The sequence below is a fragment of the Melioribacter sulfuriphilus genome, from assembly GCF_051488685.1.
Lineage (GTDB): Bacteria > Bacteroidota > Ignavibacteria > Ignavibacteriales > Melioribacteraceae > Melioribacter.
In genome coordinates, this window is record NZ_JBPSEH010000003.1 from 178,005 (window position 1) to 196,141 (window position 18,137).

Annotated in this window: 16 protein-coding genes; 8 read left to right on the top strand and 8 right to left on the bottom strand. The window is 38.2% G+C overall.

Annotation, left to right across the window (positions count from 1 at the left end; translation table 11 throughout):
* Nucleotides 1–8 precede the first annotated feature (8 nt).
* Genes ACSSV9_RS05825 through lgt form a run of 4 tightly spaced genes read right to left on the bottom strand, consistent with a single transcriptional unit; the run spans nucleotide 9 to nucleotide 3,805 of the window.
* Entirely contained in the window at nucleotides 9–1,439 is a 1,431-nt protein-coding gene (locus ACSSV9_RS05825) for an RsmB/NOP family class I SAM-dependent RNA methyltransferase (RefSeq protein ID WP_437346300.1), read from the bottom strand.
* A 2-nt stretch (nucleotides 1,440–1,441) separates the two neighbouring features.
* On the bottom strand, nucleotides 1,442–1,867 hold the full coding sequence (locus tag ACSSV9_RS05830; protein WP_437346301.1) for a hypothetical protein: 426 nt from the start codon (nucleotides 1,865–1,867) through the stop codon (nucleotides 1,442–1,444).
* Between the two features lie 2 nt (nucleotides 1,868–1,869).
* The gene (locus tag ACSSV9_RS05835) at nucleotides 1,870–2,997 is read right to left on the bottom strand and encodes a TolB family protein (protein WP_437346302.1); all 1,128 of its coding nucleotides are present in this window, start codon (nucleotides 2,995–2,997) and stop codon (nucleotides 1,870–1,872) included.
* A gap of 10 nt (nucleotides 2,998–3,007) precedes the next feature.
* Entirely contained in the window at nucleotides 3,008–3,805 is a 798-nt protein-coding gene (gene lgt / locus ACSSV9_RS05840; protein WP_437346303.1) for a prolipoprotein diacylglyceryl transferase, read from the bottom strand.
* Between the two features lie 110 nt (nucleotides 3,806–3,915).
* Between lgt and ACSSV9_RS05845 the strand changes: the two genes are divergently transcribed.
* From ACSSV9_RS05845 to ACSSV9_RS05870, 6 genes are all read left to right on the top strand, one after another.
* Nucleotides 3,916–6,348, top strand: coding sequence for a Lon protease family protein (locus tag ACSSV9_RS05845; RefSeq protein WP_437346304.1), 2,433 nt, complete (start codon nucleotides 3,916–3,918; stop codon nucleotides 6,346–6,348).
* Nucleotides 6,349–6,435: 87 nt separating this feature from the next.
* Nucleotides 6,436–7,860 (top strand): pyruvate kinase, encoded by a 1,425-nt coding sequence (gene pyk / locus ACSSV9_RS05850; protein ID WP_437346305.1) that lies wholly within the window; start codon nucleotides 6,436–6,438, stop codon nucleotides 7,858–7,860.
* A gap of 65 nt (nucleotides 7,861–7,925) precedes the next feature.
* Nucleotides 7,926–8,966 (top strand): AmmeMemoRadiSam system radical SAM enzyme, encoded by a 1,041-nt coding sequence (gene amrS, locus ACSSV9_RS05855; RefSeq protein ID WP_437346306.1) that lies wholly within the window; start codon nucleotides 7,926–7,928, stop codon nucleotides 8,964–8,966.
* 80 nt (nucleotides 8,967–9,046) lie between these two features.
* The gene (locus ACSSV9_RS05860; RefSeq protein WP_437346307.1) at nucleotides 9,047–9,553 is read left to right on the top strand and encodes a hypothetical protein; all 507 of its coding nucleotides are present in this window, start codon (nucleotides 9,047–9,049) and stop codon (nucleotides 9,551–9,553) included.
* A gap of 518 nt (nucleotides 9,554–10,071) precedes the next feature.
* Nucleotides 10,072–11,328, top strand: a complete 1,257-nt coding sequence (locus tag ACSSV9_RS05865; protein ID WP_437346308.1) for a sensor histidine kinase — start codon at nucleotides 10,072–10,074, stop codon at nucleotides 11,326–11,328.
* Nucleotides 11,300–11,731, top strand: coding sequence for a response regulator (locus ACSSV9_RS05870; protein WP_437346309.1), 432 nt, complete (start codon nucleotides 11,300–11,302; stop codon nucleotides 11,729–11,731). Before ACSSV9_RS05865 ends, ACSSV9_RS05870 begins: the two co-directional genes overlap by 29 nt.
* 76 nt (nucleotides 11,732–11,807) lie before the next feature.
* Here the strand turns inward: ACSSV9_RS05870 and ACSSV9_RS05875 are convergent, their stop codons facing one another.
* The 4 genes from ACSSV9_RS05875 to ACSSV9_RS05890 all read right to left on the bottom strand — a co-directional run bounded on the left by ACSSV9_RS05875 (nucleotide 11,808) and on the right by ACSSV9_RS05890 (nucleotide 15,886).
* Nucleotides 11,808–13,085, bottom strand: a complete 1,278-nt coding sequence (locus ACSSV9_RS05875) for an adenosylhomocysteinase (RefSeq protein ID WP_437346310.1) — start codon at nucleotides 13,083–13,085, stop codon at nucleotides 11,808–11,810.
* Between the two features lie 14 nt (nucleotides 13,086–13,099).
* A complete protein-coding gene (gene metK / locus ACSSV9_RS05880; protein WP_437346311.1) occupies nucleotides 13,100–14,242 on the bottom strand; it encodes a methionine adenosyltransferase in 1,143 nt (380 codons plus the stop codon).
* 20 nt (nucleotides 14,243–14,262) lie between these two features.
* The gene (locus ACSSV9_RS05885) at nucleotides 14,263–15,240 is read right to left on the bottom strand and encodes a sugar phosphate nucleotidyltransferase (protein WP_437346312.1); all 978 of its coding nucleotides are present in this window, start codon (nucleotides 15,238–15,240) and stop codon (nucleotides 14,263–14,265) included.
* Nucleotides 15,241–15,340: 100 nt separating this feature from the next.
* Nucleotides 15,341–15,886 (bottom strand): nitroreductase family protein, encoded by a 546-nt coding sequence (locus ACSSV9_RS05890; protein ID WP_437346313.1) that lies wholly within the window; start codon nucleotides 15,884–15,886, stop codon nucleotides 15,341–15,343.
* A gap of 125 nt (nucleotides 15,887–16,011) precedes the next feature.
* Between ACSSV9_RS05890 and ACSSV9_RS05895 the strand changes: the two genes are divergently transcribed.
* Together ACSSV9_RS05895 and ACSSV9_RS05900 are read left to right on the top strand one after the other, a co-directional pair.
* Nucleotides 16,012–16,668 carry a LamG-like jellyroll fold domain-containing protein gene (locus ACSSV9_RS05895; RefSeq protein ID WP_437346314.1) on the top strand — a complete coding sequence of 219 codons (657 nt, stop codon included), beginning with the start codon at nucleotides 16,012–16,014 and terminating at the stop codon, nucleotides 16,666–16,668.
* A gap of 243 nt (nucleotides 16,669–16,911) precedes the next feature.
* Nucleotides 16,912–18,129, top strand: coding sequence for a pyridoxal phosphate-dependent aminotransferase (locus ACSSV9_RS05900; protein ID WP_437346315.1), 1,218 nt, complete (start codon nucleotides 16,912–16,914; stop codon nucleotides 18,127–18,129).
* Nucleotides 18,130–18,137: the final 8 nt, after the last annotated feature.

An 18,137-nucleotide genomic window follows, 5' to 3' on the forward strand; every position in this document is an offset into this window, starting at 1 on the left:
CTAAACAATCACGGCGTTACTATCTCCTGCGTTCTGAACGCACGCGGAAATTGACTTTTCAAACCCTCAGAGGATGCCACCGCAGTTCCAAGTACTTTACCTTGATAGAAAACTATTTTTTGGCCTTTTGCTTCGAATGTCCTTTTGATTGTTCCACCCTTGAAATAGTTTTCCAGTTCAGTTTTATTATTTAGTTCAATTCTGTTTTTAGTTGCATATTTACCGAATATTTGCGCGGCAAGCATATGGAGTTGCACGATATCTTTTTTATCGATTGCTCCAAACTTTGAACCAATCCGGTTGAAAAGTCCTGTATGAATCGAGTCCCAACTGCCATCGACAAAATAGATATCTTTACTCCTCTGTATAAATCGATAGTTTTCAAATATTGTATTATCGAAACCGTAGTAATTCGAAACTTCCAACAAATAATTTTTTATATCGCGTGAATTAGCGTTCAACAATCTAATTTCGTTTTTCAATCGCCCTCCGTCAAGATTTCTTTTATCAGTCCTATCAGTCTTGATTATTTTTGCAACGAAAAATCCTTCCGAGCCTGTATCCCACGGAACTATTCTTTTTGCTTTTGAAATTGTGGGATTTAATTTCAGTCCTTTTATTTCAGTAAACGCTTCTCTATATTTGACCGGCAACTCGATGTCAATTAGTTCAACGGGATATTTTTCGAGAATTTTATTCAGTACAAATTCATTTTCTTCCAGCGTTAGAGTGCATGTGGAATAGACCATTACGCCTCCAACTTTTAGCATACGAATTCCACTAACAAGTAATTTATATTGAATTTCGGCAATGCCTGTCACCTTATTCCTGTTCCACCAGTTGCTTACTTCCCCTTTTTTCTGAATTATTCCAAGAGCGCTGCAAGGTGCGTCAATTAAAATACGGTCGAAATATTCGTCAAAATAAGTGCTGAGTAGCTCACCTTTTTTATTTAATACCCCAGCATTAACCACTTTCATTTTATCGATGTTATACATCAACACGCGTAAACGGTCGAGTGAAATGTCGTTGGAAATTAATGTGCCTCTGTTCTCCATTAATTCCGAAAGCTGAGTAGTTTTTGATCCAGGTGCTGCACATAAATCGAGAGTTTTATGATTGGCTTGAGGACTGAGGACAAGCGCAGGTAGCATCGACGAAAGGCTTTGAATATAATAAGCGCCCAGGATATAGTCGACTGTTTTACCGACCATATTCGTTCCTTGTATTACTTCATAAGCATCTGGAACTCTTTCCACACTCTTGAGTTCAATTCCGTAAAGCGATAGTGATTCGAACAATTTGTGCTTATCGGTATACGGTGAAATGCGAATATGTGTCTTCGGTTCCGATTCATAAAATTCAACAAAACGGCTCAGGTATTCTTCGTCAAAATTATCGCGCAGGTATTCGGTTATATTCTTTCCTATTTCAATCAAATTCAAAGCCTGATTAAATTGAGCGAGTTGAAGATTTTATTTGCAACCGCAATATGATTTTTTAATTCAGGAAATTCTTTTTTGTAATCCTTTTCGATTTCTCTCAGCAAATTATCGAGATAAGCTTCGTATTGCCTGACTGCATTTTCAATTTCTTCTGGATTTTTTGGAATTACAATTGTATTCGGTTTTTTTGAATTGGCATAGATTATATATTTAGCCCTGTATAAATTATCCGTATGAAAGTAAGTATTACCTTTTTCGTCAACGAGTTCGTATGTGTCGAAAAGAGGCGGAGCCAATAACAAGTTACATTGAGGCATTTTGAGCAATTCAGTATCGACTTCGTTAATAAAATCGACAGGGAAATAGTTCATCGATTGTTTTAAAAGTTCAATGCGCAGTGCAATAAATTCTTTTTCGTTCATAATTATTTTACCGCTTTGAAGCCCGTGTCCCGTTCATCCGGATATTCGATCCAGTCGGCTACAAAAACGTTTGTGTCTCTCGAAGTTTTCCTTTCGGCATTCCTATTCGAACAAAAGACAAATTTTTTCCCGTCGAATGAAAACATCGGGAAAGCGTCGAATGTGCCGGAATTTGTAATTTTTTCGAGACCGGAGCCGTCGATGTTAATCATAAAAATGTCGAACAATCGTCCGCCTTTGTCAATTGAATGGTGGTTCGAAGAAAATAAAATTCGTTTGCCATCCGGGTGGAAAAACGGTGCCCAATTTGCACCAGGCAGGTTGGTAACCTGTCTTACATTTTTGCCATCGATATCGGCCACATAAATATTGAGGGCCTTAGGTTCGACGTAACCTTCTTTCAAAAGTTGTTTGTAAATTTCAGCATCTTTGCCTCTGGGTCTGCTTGCCCGCCAAACAATCATTCTTGAATCAGGCGAAAAGAATGCCCCACCGTCATACCCGAGTTCATCTGTAAGTTGAATCAAATCCCCCGTTTCTAATTCATATCGCCACAATTCCAGGTCGCCCGAGCGTGTGGAAGTAAAAACAATGTATTTCCCGTCGGGAGAAACTGTAGCTTCGGCGTCGTAGCCTTTTCCTCCTATCAATAATTTTAGATTGCTTCCATCAGGGTCACAAATATAAATATCATACGTATCATAAATTGGCCAGACATATCTACCGGCTGCAAACATTTTTGATTCGGGACATAGTGTATCGGCAGCGTGTGTGGAAGAATAGATAATTCTGCCGTCTTTTAGAAAATAGCTGCAAGTTGTTCTCCCCTTACCTGTTGAAATCATTTTGTATTTGAGGCCATTTTCATAAGCACTGCCGTCAGCATTCATTCTAAAAATCTGATCGCAACCTTGCTCATTAATTTTTTTCCAGTCGCTCTGAAATACAAGTTCCTTGTTGTCAAAACTCCAGTAAGCTTCGGCATTATTACCTCCGAAAGTCAACTGGCGTATGTTTCGAAGATGATGCTCAGCTTCGAAACGGAGTGTATCAGCAGCGGGATTATATTCCTGCGCTGTTAATAGACAAGTAAACCATAGTAAATTTATTACAATAAATACTCTTTTCATTTTAGACCTTTCAGGAATTGCGTCTGTTAATTTTAATGGATTTAGAATTCTTTCTCATTACTAAATAAAATCCCGCAATAACAAATGGTATACTAAGAATTTGCCCCATGTTCAGGATCATTCCTTCTTCAAAATAAGTCTGGTTTTCTTTAACAAATTCTACGAAAAATCGGAATGTAAAAACGATAATTAAAAAATATCCGAAGAGAAGACCTTCTTTAAAATTCCCTTCTTTCTTATAATAAAAGAAGAAAAGAAAAACAAACACAAGTAGATAAGCAATCGATTCGTATAATTGAGCGGGATGCCTCGGAATACTATCGACATGCATAAAAACAAATCCCCAGTCGCTGCCCGTAGGAACTCCTATAATTTCGGAATTGAAAAGATTGCCCAGTCTGATGAACGAACCTCCAAGCGCAACAGTAATTACCAGTCTGTCCATCAGCCAGAAGAATGAATAATTGTTATATTTTTTTGTAAAAAAATAAATAGCTGTAAGAATACCAATTCCAGCACCGTGACTTGCAAGCCCACCTTTCCAGACCTGTAAAATTTCGAGTGGATTGGAAAGATAGTAAGAAGGGTTATAGAACAAACAATGGCCGAGACGTGCACCAATAACTGTTCCGACAATCATATACCAGAGCAGATCATTAAGGTCGTTCTCATTTTTATTTTCCTTTCGGAAAATATACGACATTATCTGAAATCCAATAATGAATCCGAGTGCAAACAAAAGACCATACCATCTTATCGAAAACGGTCCAAGTTTGAATATTTCTGGATTAACATCCCAGTAAATCAACCATTGCCTCAAATTGTTTTCCTAAAATTTAATAAAATTAAGAATAGGAGCCTAACTTATTTCTTTTTTGTTTATATTAAACTTACCGTTAAATTCGTACAGGATTTATTATGCCTCTTAAGAAAGCTCCGCATCACAGAGCACTTACCTCGGAAGAACTCAAATGGAGATGCGACACATCAGTGTTCGATTTCGAAGATACAAAAAGCATTAAACCGATTGAAGGTATTGTGGGACAGGAGCGTGCATTGAAAGCTCTGAAAATTGGCGTTGAGCTGCGCAGCCCCGGTTACAATATTTTCGTCACAGGTTTATCTGGCACAGGAAAATTGACTACAATCAAAAAAATGCTTGAATCGATTGCTCCAGCCGAAGACGAAAAATTATTCGATTATGCATACGTAAATAATTTCAAGGATATCGACAGACCAATATTGCTTAAATTCAAGGCAGGACAGGCTAAAAAATTCAGAAATGAGTTGAAAAGGACAATACGATTCCTTCAGGAAAGAATTCCAAACGTATTAAATTCGGAGCCTTTTGTCAGCCGCAAAAAGCAACTCCTTTCGGAATATGGCAAACAACAACGGGCTATAATGACTGGCTTCGAAGAAAAATTGAGAAAAGATAATTTTACTCTCGGCGAAGTAAAATCAGGCGAAATGGTTCGACCCGAAATACTTGCATTGATCGACAATAAACCTGTATTCGTTCAACAGATTCAGGAATTTGTACGCGAAGGCAAAATTAATTCCGAAAAAGCCAACGAAATTATCAGCAAATATTCTTCTTACCAGGAAGAACTTCAGCAGATATTTGTTGAAAGCCTTAAGCTAACACAGATGTATCAGGAAAAAATAAACCAGCTGGAAACTGAATCTGTATCCTCAATTGTTAAGCTTACAATAGAAGATTTAAGGAAAAAATATAAAGACAGCAAGATTAGACATTATCTGGATCAGGTTACAGAAAATATTCTTTTGAATATTGAAATATTCAAAGGACAGAAACCAATTCAAGAAGAAGCTGAAGATGGGACGGTAATCGATTATCTAAAAGAATACGAAGTTAATATCATTCTCGATAATTCAAACACAAAAGCCACGCCTGTTATAATTGAGACCTCGCCAACATATACAAATTTGTTCGGCACAATTGAAAAGATAAACGACGGACGTGGCGGATGGTATGCCGACTTTACACGTATCAAAGCCGGCTCGATTCTCAGAGCTAACGGTGGATTTCTCGTTATTAATGCACTCGATGCACTTGGCGAACCAGGCGTCTGGAAAGCTCTCAAACGCACATTGCTCTACGGCAAACTTGAAATTCAGGACATTGCCAACGTTTACCAGTTCTCACCTTCAATTCTCAAACCCGAACCGATCGAAATCGACACAAAAATAATTCTTATCGGGAATAATTATATCTATTCTTATTTATCATTTTACGAAGACGACTTCAATAAAATATTCAAGATCAAAGCTGAATTCGACAATGTAATGAAACGTTCCGAAAGTGCATTAAACGAATACGCCCGTTTAATCAAAAAATTAATCGAAAACGAAAAGTTATATGAATTCGACAAAAGCGCAGTTGCACGGCTTATCGAATACGGCGCACGATACGCCGGTGAAAAGAACAAACTGACAACTCGATTTGCATACATTGCTGACCTTGTTCGTGAAGCTAACTTCTGGGCAAAAGACAATGGCAGTAAAATTGTAACTGATTACCACGTTGACCAGGCTTACAATTCATATATCGAACGTCACGGATTATACGAATCCAAGATTTCTGAATTTATAGAGGAAGGCACCATTTTAATTGATACTGAAGGCGCTCGTATTGGAACAGTAAATGGGCTTGCTGTTTATGATGTAGGCGTTTATTCATTCGGCAAACCGACAAGAATAACAGCTACAGTCTCTCTTGGTAATGGCAGCATAATTAATGTAGAAAGAGAGGCTGGCTTAAGCGGTAAAACCCATAACAAAGCAGTACTTATTATTTCTGGATATTTCAGAGAAAAATTCGGGCGTTCAATGAATCTTTCATTCAATGCAAATCTTGTATTCGAGCAGGGTTACAGCATGGTCGACGGCGACAGCGCATCGATCTCTGAAATATGCGCTCTTCTATCGGCTCTTTCGGGCGTTCCAATAAAACAATCGCTTGCAATTACAGGCTCGGTCAATCAAAAAGGTGAAATACAACCAATCGGTGGTGTCAACGAAAAAATCGAAGGTTTTTTCGATGTCTGCAAAAAACGCGGATTGAACGGTTCGCAAGGCGTCATTATTCCGCACCAAAACGTAAAAGATTTAATGCTGAAAGACGAAGTTGTAAATGCAGTAAAAGAAAAAAGATTCCATATTTATGCTGTAAAGACAGTCGAAGAAGCCGTAGAAATTCTTACAGGCATAAAAGCAGGTAAATTACTGAAAACGGGCAAACACGAGGTAAACACGCTTTTCTACAAAGTTGAAAAGGAACTCGAATCGATGCTAAAAAAATCGAAACAGGGTAGCAGAAAAAACTAAAAAAATAATGAATTTCAGTTCTACGCATTAAATTTGTTTCGGTTAATTGTATTATTTTTGTTTTATCAAAAATAATCTTTTAACGTAATGAAGCCGGCATTTGCAAAAACAAAAATTTTAGTCACACTCGGACCTGCCACAGATTCAAAAGAGCAACTCGAAGCATTAATCGACGCTGGCGCCGACGGTATCCGCCTTAACTTTTCACACGGCGACAAGGAATATTTTAAAAGGCTCTTTAATTTAATTCACAGCATTTGCGTGGAAAAATCTCTTCCGATCCCGATTTTGGTCGATTTACAGGGACCCAAAATTCGAATCGGTGAACTTACCAAGCCAGAAATTGAAATTAAGACCGGCAATAAAATTGAAATTACTACTGAGGAGATCCCAGGAACGGAAGAAATAATTTCAACCAGTTATAAGGATCTGATTAAAGATGCAAAAAAGGACGAAGTAATTTTAATCGACGATGGACTGATAAAGCTCAAAGTTGCCGAAAAGAAAAACAATAAACTTGTCTGTACAATTTTAGAAGGTGGTACCTTAAAACCACGTAAAGGGATGAATCTGCCGGGAATGAAATTAAGCACGCCTTCTGTTACCGATAAGGACTATGAGAATCTCGAATTTGCGCTTCAGTACCGAGTCGATTTTATTGCTCTCTCTTTTGTTCGGCAGGCAGAAGATATAAGAGGTTTGCGGGCATGGCTCAACGAACGAGGCTATAATATTCCATTGATTGCTAAAATTGAAAAGCAGGAAGCTGTCGATAATTTCGAAGAAATATTGAAAGAATCAGATGGAATTATGGTCGCACGAGGCGATCTCGGAGTTGAACTGGGTCCTCATCTTGTGCCTATTATTCAGAAAAAAATTATTCGACGTTGTAATGAAACTGGCAAACTCGTTATAACTGCAACTCAAATGCTTGAGTCCATGATTCATAATCCCGTTCCAACGCGGGCCGAGGCTTCCGACATTGCAAATGCTGTCTGGGACGGAACCGATGTTGTAATGCTAAGCGGCGAAACCTCTGTGGGCAAATATCCAGTAGACGCAGTTAAAATTATGAACGAAATTCTTTTAACTACCGAAGCCGACCCCGGTATGAGAAAAAAAACAAAGTACGAAAAGCCTGAAAATATATTTGAAAATATGGTCGACGCCACCGGCGCAGGCATCGCTCTTATTTCGGAACAACTGAACGCTGCTGCAATTGTAATTTTTACTCACTTCGGTTCAAAAGCAAATATTATATCAAAGTTCAGACCAAATGCTTCGATCTTTGCAATCTCGGATAAATTCGAAACGCTAAACACGTTGAACCTGCACTGGGGAATTAAACCCTTTTATCATTCCCATATCCACGATGAAGAAACCGCTATTAGTGAATCGATGAAACTACTGAAAGAAAAAAACTTGATTAAAGACGGTGATGTGGTTATTTTTGCTGCAGGTCAACCGTTATGCGACGGTAGACGAAGCTGGCTCCGTTATTCGATTGTATAGTTTATAAACAAATATTACCAGCCGTATTATATTCTCTAAAAGAGAAGGGATAAATTTGGTCAAAAATGGATAGAACGGTTGGCTTAAAATATAAACCCGCTAAATGGTGGACAGTAAACGATAAGGGCAAAATCCTCTGTACACTATGTCCGCGTTACTGCACAATAGGGAACAATCAGGCAGGCTTTTGCTACATACGCCAGAATATCGATGGCAAACTTTATACACTCGGATACGGCCATCCAACGGGCTTTGCCATCGACCCGATCGAAAAAAAACCACTCTTCCATTTTATGCCAGGAAGCAAAATACTCAGTTTCGGTACAGCAGGCTGTAATCTCGGCTGTAAATTCTGTCAGAACTGGTCGATAAGCAAGGCAAAAATCGACACTATAAACTCAGTGGAAGCTTCCCCAGAAGACGTTGTAAATATTGCATTGAAATATAATGTTCCCTCTATTGCTTTTACTTATAACGATCCGGTAATATTTGGCGAGTATGTAATCGATATTTCTAAATTGGCTCGAGAACAGAATATCAAAACAGTTATGGTTACTGCAGGCTACATCGATAAGGAAGCCCGCAAAGAAGTTTTTCAATATATCGATGCTGCCAACGTAGACCTGAAGGCTTTTACTGAAGAATTCTATCACAACCTTACATTCTCTCATCTTCAACCTGTACTCGATACGCTCCAATGGCTCCACAACGAAACAGATATCTGGTTTGAAATTACAACATTGTTAATACCCGGTGAAAACGATTCGGACGATGAAATAAAAAAAATGTGCGAGTGGATATTAAAAAATTTGGGTGATCGAATTCCATTGCACTTCACGGCTTTTCATCCGGATTTTAAAATGAGAGACAAGCCTCCTACACCGCCTTCTACACTTTTTAGAGCGCGAAATATTGCTCTGAATATGGGCATAAAATACTGTTACACAGGCAACATTCATAACATCGAAGGACAAACAACCTATTGCCCTGAATGTGGCAAAGCCGTTATTAAAAGAGATTGGCACTCAATCTTGGAAATTTCGCTTACAGAAGGCAGGTGTAACTATTGTTCAACAAAAATCGACGGAAGTTTTTTTTCATTATGAATTTACTAACTTTATCAATATTTTTTAATTGATTTTTCCATCAACCTGTTGAAAATAAATAACCTAATAAGGGGGTATGTATGAAAAAAACTCTCATTATCACTCTGATTATTTCCTTTATGGTAATCTTATTCTCTTCTTTAACAATGGCCCAGAACCAGAATGTACGGTTCGGTAAAATTTTTGGTAAAGAAGAAGCCAATCAGCTTTTTGGCAAAGTGGATTTTTCTGTAAAAATAAAGAAAGATATCCTCAAAGCAGCTCTTTCCCGTGTGGATAAATACGTTCTTTTTGCAGTAAAAGGGAAAAGACCACTATTGTTCAACAGCCGCAGAAAACCATTACTCGACAATAATGTAACACTCGACCCTGGCGAAAAAGGTTTCCTCTTCAGCAAAGAAGTGGTCGAAGAATTTCTAAATAGCACAAACGACTCGGTCATTGAAATTGAAATTAGAGGGAGCGAAGCGGGAGTAAGAGGTAGAACTACTTCTTCACTTCAAGCAAATTATATTTTAACGCTCAGTAATTCAGTTAGTACGTTAGAGTTTGCAACTGATTGTCCACCCTATTGTCCTGAGGATTAACTTGAGTATCATTGAAATCTTAAAAATATTGTTTTATGTGAGTATTGTAATCTGGCTATTTCCACCTATACGACAACTTAAAACCAGATACTTTTATTTTTTTCTAATCCTTGCTTTAGCCGATCCAGTATCTCTGTTCATAAAGAATTTTATTTACATTCATATTTCTTTCTATTTCCCATTTGTTTCATTATTACTTTTTTTATCCATTTACAGGAAAGAGAAGTCGAACGAGAAATTTCATTTTGCTGTTACAATTACGGCTACAGCTGTTACTTTCATATTGACTTTAATATTGGAGCAATCCCAGCTTTCAGTTGGGATTCTCCATTTTCTTATTGTCTTCTTGTTTTTAAAGGAGTTTATAATACGTTTTGCGTTTAAGAGCGAGCTGGACCTATTCCTATTAATGTTAATCTTTTACGAATTTACTACAATACTCAAATATTTAAACGTAGCTTTCGGAATTACAAATGCAACTGCTTATTTTTTTATTACAACAATCTTCCAAATCTCCTTTGGACTCTTCTTTACGGTCTTTAGAGGAGATAGGGCCCGAGTCGTTATTCAGCGCTGAGAATCCGTATTTTTATGCCATACTTCTGATGGCAGTAATACTCGTGGTGTCATTCATGTTTTTCTGGTATGTAGTACTGCCGATGCAAAAACGACACGAGAAAGAAGAAAAAACGATGCAATTGCGCCAGGCTGAATTGATGGCACTCTTTGTGAGTCTTGCACCCGATCCAGTATTTCGCGTAGACAAAGCAAGCAATATAATTCTTGCCAACGATGCTGCTCATAAAGTATTTCCTTTCAAGGTTTTGCTAGGCACGAAAATTTCTGAAGTCCTCCCTTTTACAAAAGACCTCGATATTTATGAAATGATAAAGAGAGATATAACAATTAATTACACAACACAAATCAATCAAAATTATTTCCAGTTCAAGATAAGCGGCATTTCGAGTCTCGAAATTTGTCAGATATACGGAAGAGATATTACAGAATTGAAAAGGTCAGAAAAAGAATTACAGGAAGCGCTACGTAAAGCAGAAGAGTCGCAAAAGTTAAAAGAGTTTTTCCTTTCTCAGATATCACACGAAGTTCGTTCGCCATTAAACGTCATTATCGGATTTTCAAATATGCTGTTGGAAGAAGCTAAAAGCAGCAAGGATAGTGACATGAAAGATATTTACCTATCGATAATAAACAACAGCAAACGGCTTTACCGAACTTTCGACCTGCTACTCAACATGTCGCAAATACAAACAGGCTCGTTCAATATACGCTTCGAGCACATCGATGTACTGCCGATAATAAAATCTATCACAAACGAATTTGCCACTTATGCAGAGGAAAAGAATGTAGCACTCCGTATAGTTCCCAAAACGGAAGATACGATTGTAACAGCAGATCATTATTCAGTAAGTCAAATTTTTTCACATTTGATCGACAATGCAATTAAATATTCCGAGAACGGTAACGTAGATATAATTTTACGCAGGGATGAAAACTATTTCTATGTGGACGTCAAAGACAACGGTATTGGAATACCTCCCGAATATATAGGTAAATTATTTACTCCATTCTCTCAAGCAAATATGTCATACTCCAAACCATTTGAGGGTACCGGTTTGGGTCTGGCTTTAGTTAAAAATCTTTTGGATATTAACAACGCCAAAATCGAAGTAAAAAGCGAGCTCGGTACCGGCTCTATTTTTACAGTTATATTTGAGGGTAATAGTTATGGAAGAACAAGAAGTAAAAAAACCTAGAATATTAATTGCAGAAGGAGACAACGACAACAGACATTTTCTAAAAATCTATCTAAAAAAATATTTCTTACCCGATGCGTGCGAATCTGCAGAGGAACTCTACGATCTCCTCTCCCAGAATAGTTACGATATTATAATTATGGACATCGCATTAAAAGGTGGCAAGGATGGGATTCAATTAATTCAAGAATTAAAGAGCAACGAAAGTTATTCGCATATACCGATATTATGCTACACCACCTTTGCAATGAACCGCGATAGAATTAATGCACTCAACGCCGGATGCGATTTATATCTTACTAAACCAAGCGACATAAAAACTCTTCTTTATTATCTCTTCACACTTTTGAAAAAGAAGGGGAAGGAATTTACATTACCGATAATTAATGGATTTGCATATTGAAAAAAAGCCCGCATGATTAGACGGGCTTTTTAGATATCTTTCCATCCAGATCCACAAACAATCATCTATTTAAGCATTACGTTCCCGCGCTGTAATCGTTAATATATTTAATCTGTTCATTCGTCAACTTGTCGATTTTGTAACCCATAGTTTTCAATTTAATCATCGCAATTTCCTGATCTTGTTCTTCAGGAATATCGATAACATCGGGTTCGATTTTAATTCCTTTTACTTTCATTTCTGCCAGACGCAGTTGCGACATAAATTGATTTGCAAACGACATATCCATTACTTCAGAGGGGTGCCCTTCTGCAGCAGCGAGATTTACGAGTCGTCCCTGAGCCAGAAGATAGATGCGTCTTCCATCTTTAAGAGTATACTCCTCGTTATTAGGTCGCACAGTTCTTTTCGATTTTTTCAATTTTTCAAGATCAGGAATATTTATTTCGCAGTCGTAGTGACCTGTATTGCAAATGATTGCTCCATCTTTCATACTTTTAAAATGTTTCGAGACGATCACATCCTTAACGCCGGTAGCGGTAATAAAGATATCTCCGATTTTAGCAGCTTCGTCCATTGGCATAACGCGGAAACCTTCCAGTGCTGCTTTCAGAGCTGCCGTTGGTTTAACTTCTGTAACAATCACATTGGCTCCCATCCCTGCGGCTCTCATTGCAACGCCTCGTCCGCAGTGTCCATAACCAGCAACGACAAAATTTTTGCCCGCCAGCAATACCGAAGTTGCTCTTAATATACCGTCAATCGAGGATTGGCCGGTACCGTAGACATTATCGAAGTCCCATTTTGTTTCTGCATCGTTGACTGCGATAACGGGATAGAGCAATTTTTTAGCTGCAGCCATAGCTCGAAGTCTGTGCACGCCCGTCGTTGTTTCTTCAGTGCCGCCGATAATATTTTTAGCCAACTCAGGAAATTTATTGTGGACTGTAAAAATTAAATCAGCGCCGTCGTCGAGTGTCAGGTTTGGTTTCATCTTTAATGTTTGTTCTATCGACCAGTAGAATTCCTTAACATTCTGACCATGCCAAGCATAAATTTCGATCCCATTTTTAGCAAGTGCAGCTGCAATTTCGTCCTGTGTAGAAAGTGGATTACAGCCGCTCCAGCTTACTTTTGCGCCCGCTTCCTTTAATGTTTCGACAAGAACTGCAGTCTCTTTTGTAACGTGGAGACATCCCGCAATTTTGAATCCCTTCAACGGCTTGGTCTTCGAATATTTTTCTCTCAGTTCCATCATAACGGGCATTCTCGATTCTGCCCACTCGATTTTCTTTCTGCCTTCAGCTGCTAATTTAATATCGCGTACTTTATACCTTCCTTCTTTGAAATCCATAAAATTACTCCTTATTAAACAAGTTTTTTAAGTGTTGATACAAGGTCAAGTTTTTCCCACGTAAATTCTTTTTCGTTTCTACCGAAATGACCGTAAGCTGCGGTTTTTTGATATATCGGTCTTCTTAATTTCAAACGTTCGATGATACCGTTCGGCGTAAGGTCGATCTCCTTTTTAATCAGTTTTGCCAGCTGCTTGTCCGGAATAACACCGGTGCCGTTAGTATTGATATAAACCGATACTGGTTCTTTTACACCGATGGCATATGCAATCTGAAACAGGCATTCCCTTGCAAGTCCAGCAGCGACCACATTCTTAGCAATATGACGCGCAGCATAAGTTGCACTTCTGTCGACTTTCGACGGATCTTTCCCTGAGAAAGCGCCTCCTCCATGTGGAGCCCATCCGCCGTAGGTATCTACGATAATTTTTCTTCCTGTTAATCCTGTGTCGCCGTGAGGACCTCCTATCTCAAATCTTCCGGTTGGATTAACATAGTACTTTGTTCTGTTGTCGAGCAGCTCTGCTGGAATTACTTTTTTAATAATATTTTCGATAACATCGGCTTTAATTTTTTTCTGGCTAACTCCAGGATCGTGCTGTGTAGAAATGACGACTGCATCAACTCTTCTTGGAGTTCCATCGTCTTCAAATTCAATTGTCACTTGTGATTTTGAATCGGGTCTCAGGTATGGCATTTCTCCGGGAGTGTTTTTTCTTACATCGGCAAGTCGTTTGACGAGTTTATGTGCAAACATTAAAGGCATGGGCATAAATTCGGGAGTTTGATCGCATGCATATCCGAACATAATTCCCTGGTCACCTGCACCGCCTTTATTCACTCCCATTGCGATATCGGGCGACTGCGAATGAATTGCATTGATTACACCACACGATTCAGCGTCAAATTTATATTCGGCCTTTGTATAGCCGATATTCCTTATTGTAGATCTTACAACATTCTCAATATCGATGTATGCCTCGGTTGTAATTTCACCGCCAACTACAACCAGTCCGGTAGTAACAAAAGTTTCGCATGCAACCCGTCCATTCGGGTCGTCTTTCATAACCGCATCTAATACTCCGTCCGATATCGCATCACACACTTTATCCGGGTGCCCTTCGGAAACGGATTCGGATGTGAACAAGTATGACATTTATACCTCTGTTTTATTTTTTAATAATACTCAATTTCAGATGAATCGCCAGTATTCAATCTTTTGAAGTTTCCTTTAACGATAGCATTGCTGCCGATAATAGAATTTTCAAGCATACTCTTGTCGATCAAAGCGCCTTCGCTTATTATTGAATTCCTTATAATCGAGTCGGTAATTTTACAGCCTTTTGAAATTGTTGCAAAAGGACCTATCACTGAATTTATAATTTCTGCTTTCTCGTCGATATAAACAGGTTCTATAACAACCACGTTATCAAATTTTTTATGTGTTCCATTTTTCGACAGTAGAAATCGATTTGTTTCCAGAAGGGTTTCAGGTTTGCCGCAATCATACCAGCCTTCAACGTCAAACGTTTTAATAACCTCGCCTTTGTCAATCATCAATTGCAAAGCGTCGGTCAATTGATATTCACCTCGTGTGCGGATGTTTTTTTCGATAAGTTCTGTAAGGCATTCTTTCAGAAGTGTAGTGTTTTTAATGTAATACAGACCGACAAGAGCCAGTTTCGATATCGGCGTTTGTGGCTTTTCAATCAGTTTAATTATCGTATCGTTTTCACAGACGGCAACTCCAAAACGGGATGGGTCTTCTACCTGCTTTACTCCCAGCGCTGTGGCGTTTTTTTCGAATCCTTTTTTGAGATCGAAATCAAAAATAGTGTCGCCAAGAATAATAAAAATTTCTTTATCGCTTTCATCTTTCAATGCTACATAAATTGCATGTCCAAGTCCCAGCAATTCTTCCTGTTCTACAAACCGTGCATCTATCAAAGGATATTCGCTATTGATATAATCGATTATTTTTTCTCCCATGTATCCGATTATAAATGTAGCTTTATTGATGCCTTCCTGAATCAGTTTGTCGACGATATGTCCGATGATTGGCTTTCCACCAACATTGAGCATTACTTTAGGAAGCGAATGAGTGTGAGGTTTTAATCGTGTTCCAAAACCCGCCGCCGGGATAACAGCTCTCAATTATCATCCTTTTTTTTGAGTGCCAATTTAATTAATAAGGCAGCGTTTATCAACTATATTATTAATGTTCAGTTCAACCTTTGATTCCAATCTTCTGCAATTAAAAAATGTTCTTTTCTGATACCACTATTTCTTTTAATTCTTTCCTTCCTTTTCTATGAGGATTTTTTTCGTCATTATAACCCAGCGCAATTATTACAACAGGTTTCTCGTCTTCGTTGAGATTGAGACTTTCAACAAATTTATTTCTGTCGAATCCTCCCATTTGATGCAGATAAATATTCCGCTCCATTGCCTCGAGTGTTAAAAATGCTACGGCCTGCCCCACATCATATTCCATGTAATTATTTTTTTTGCCGTTAAGAGATAAATTAACTCTGCCTGTTACTCCGATCAGGACGGGTGCTTTTGCCGCCCATTTTTTATTGCTGTCGAAAAGAGTATCGAGCAACGTATCGTAAATTTTATCGTCCTTAAAACCAACATAAAATTTCCATGGCTGTTCATTATAGGACGAAGGAGCAAGGCGAGCCATCTCGAATAATGCTTTTATATCCTCGAGTGGTATCTCCTGCTCAGAAAAATCGTAAGGACTATATCTATCGGCTATTAATTCAGATACTTTTGTTCTGCATTCGACGTTCAACTTTAATTCCTTTTTTTAGTCTATAAATTCATTAATCAAAAAAATAGTTCAACAATCAAAAAAACATCTGCACATTTTTTTGAGAAAATAATATTTTTCGTTGTGTTACAATTAATTTTACAAACATGAAGAAAGTCACAATTTTTACTGTGCTGCATTTATGCATTCTGATTACAACAGTTTCGCAGGCTCAGGATACACTTGTCTGGATACTGAATAATCCCGATACAGTCGGTAATTTTAAAACTTCGTTTCTTACTGGACGTCCTTCTATTATTAATACGGAATATGGCGATGCACTTTATTTCGATGGTATTGACGACGGTATATTAATAAACAATTATCCGCTTTGCGATTCAGAAAATTTTACGATTGAAGTTTTCTTCCGGCCCGATTCTTCGTCGAACATTGCAAATTATGAACAGCGTTTCCTCCATATTAAAAACAAGGATGATTTTAAAAGAATCTTAATGGAATTGCGTTTAAAGAAAAATAAATGGACTCTGGACACTTTCATTAAAAACGGAGATTCTAAATGTACACTTATTGATACTTCTATCTGGCACGAAACCGGTAAGTGGTACAAAGTTGCTTTGACTTATCGTAACGGGATTATGAGACATTTTGTCGATGGACACGAAGAGATGAGCGGCAAAGTAAATTTTGAACCGATAGACAAAGATGGTACTATTTCAATAGGTGTAAGACAGAACAAAAAATCGTGGTTTAAAGGTACACTCCGGGAAATAAAATTCATCACACAAAATGGAACAAGAAATTGAATTTTACTCTGCAGTTTTTGCCATTCCTTCATTATTTATTATTTTTTCATTGTAAAAAACAGTTAGTTTTAAAAGACTGAGGATACTCTAAATCCTCTTTATTGTACGTGGGGTCAGCTAAAAATAGTGCCATATTAAAATCAATTATTCTGAAAATGTGAGCAGATAAATTGCATCAATTACAGAAATATTTTTCATTTCATATAAATCTCACCCGATTAAATCAATCAATAAGGTAACAAAATGAGTCTAAGTCTAATAGCAAAAAGCATATCTGCTTCTCCCACGTTAGCGTTAAACGAGAAGGCACAAATACTTCGACAAAAAGGAGAACCGGTAATCAATTTCAGTGTTGGCGAGCCACGCAGCCGTGCGCCAATCGATTCAATTCTGGCTGCAGTTCAAATTCTTAATACTGGCGAAGTTCGTTATACGCCGCCCGATGGAATACCCGATTTGAAGAAATCAATTATCCGTTACACCGAAGAGTTTTACAATCGAAAAGTTGAGCCAGAAAACATAATTGTATCGGGAGGCGCCAAACAGGCAATTATGATAGCTTTGCAGGCTATACTGAATCCGCAGGAAGAGGTTCTCTATCCAGCACCTTACTGGGTTAGTTATCCCGAGATGGCAAAGCTCTGCGGCGGCATTGGCATTCCTGTTCCACCTGAAGATGGAACTTTCTATCCAAGAATTCAAGACATCGAAAGGAAAGTAGGCAGTTATACAAAAGCAGTTATTATTAACAGTCCAAATAATCCTTCCGGAGCCGTTTATTCCGAAGAATTTATTGCAGATATAGTCGATTTCTGCGAACGTCGCGACCTCTATTTAATAATGGATGATATTTATCACCGCCTGATTTTCGACGGCAGAAAACCAATTAATCCATGGAACTATGTTAAAAAGAAAGATGAAAATTCCAGAATGATAATTGTTAACGGTGTATCGAAACAATACGCAATGACGGGATTTCGCATCGGATGGGCTGTGGCAAATAAAAAACTAATCGAAGCAATGACAAATATACAGAGCCATCAGTCGGGAGGGCCTTCAGTTGTGCTTCAGCGTGCTGCAGTGGGCGCACTTAATGGCATTCAATCGAGCGTAGAAAATCTCAGAACCACACTCGAAAACAATCGTAATGTTATGGTCGATTTATTGCGTACTATGGACGGTGCAAAAGTTTTCGTGCCCGACGGTACATTTTACTGCTTCGTCGACTTTAGTGCTTACGAAAAGAGTTCACATAAACTTTCTCAAATGCTCATTGATAAAGTAATGGTATTGACGGTACCCGGCGTGGAATTTGGCATGGAAGGATTTATTCGCTTAAGCTTTGCAGGTTCTATGAAAGAAATTCAGGAAGGTATTGAAAGAATCAAATGGGTAATCGATCCTAATGCACCGAACGAACTTTATATTGGCGACAGAAAATTAGTGAGGGATTGGTTATGAGCAAATAT

Coding starts and splice junctions, on each gene's coding strand:
- metK (WP_437346311.1), bottom strand. CDS start 14,242: ATGTCATACTTGTTCACATCCGAATCCGTTTCCGAAGGGCACCCGGAT.
- ACSSV9_RS05830 (WP_437346301.1), bottom strand. CDS start 1,867: ATGAACGAAAAAGAATTTATTGCACTGCGCATTGAACTTTTAAAACAA.
- pyk (WP_437346305.1), top strand. CDS start 6,436: ATGAAGCCGGCATTTGCAAAAACAAAAATTTTAGTCACACTCGGACCT.
- ACSSV9_RS05875 (WP_437346310.1), bottom strand. CDS start 13,085: ATGGATTTCAAAGAAGGAAGGTATAAAGTACGCGATATTAAATTAGCA.
- ACSSV9_RS05900 (WP_437346315.1), top strand. CDS start 16,912: ATGAGTCTAAGTCTAATAGCAAAAAGCATATCTGCTTCTCCCACGTTA.
- ACSSV9_RS05870 (WP_437346309.1), top strand. CDS start 11,300: ATGGAAGAACAAGAAGTAAAAAAACCTAGAATATTAATTGCAGAAGGA.
- ACSSV9_RS05860 (WP_437346307.1), top strand. CDS start 9,047: ATGAAAAAAACTCTCATTATCACTCTGATTATTTCCTTTATGGTAATC.
- amrS (WP_437346306.1), top strand. CDS start 7,926: ATGGATAGAACGGTTGGCTTAAAATATAAACCCGCTAAATGGTGGACA.
- ACSSV9_RS05835 (WP_437346302.1), bottom strand. CDS start 2,997: ATGAAAAGAGTATTTATTGTAATAAATTTACTATGGTTTACTTGTCTA.
- ACSSV9_RS05895 (WP_437346314.1), top strand. CDS start 16,012: ATGAAGAAAGTCACAATTTTTACTGTGCTGCATTTATGCATTCTGATT.
- ACSSV9_RS05845 (WP_437346304.1), top strand. CDS start 3,916: ATGCCTCTTAAGAAAGCTCCGCATCACAGAGCACTTACCTCGGAAGAA.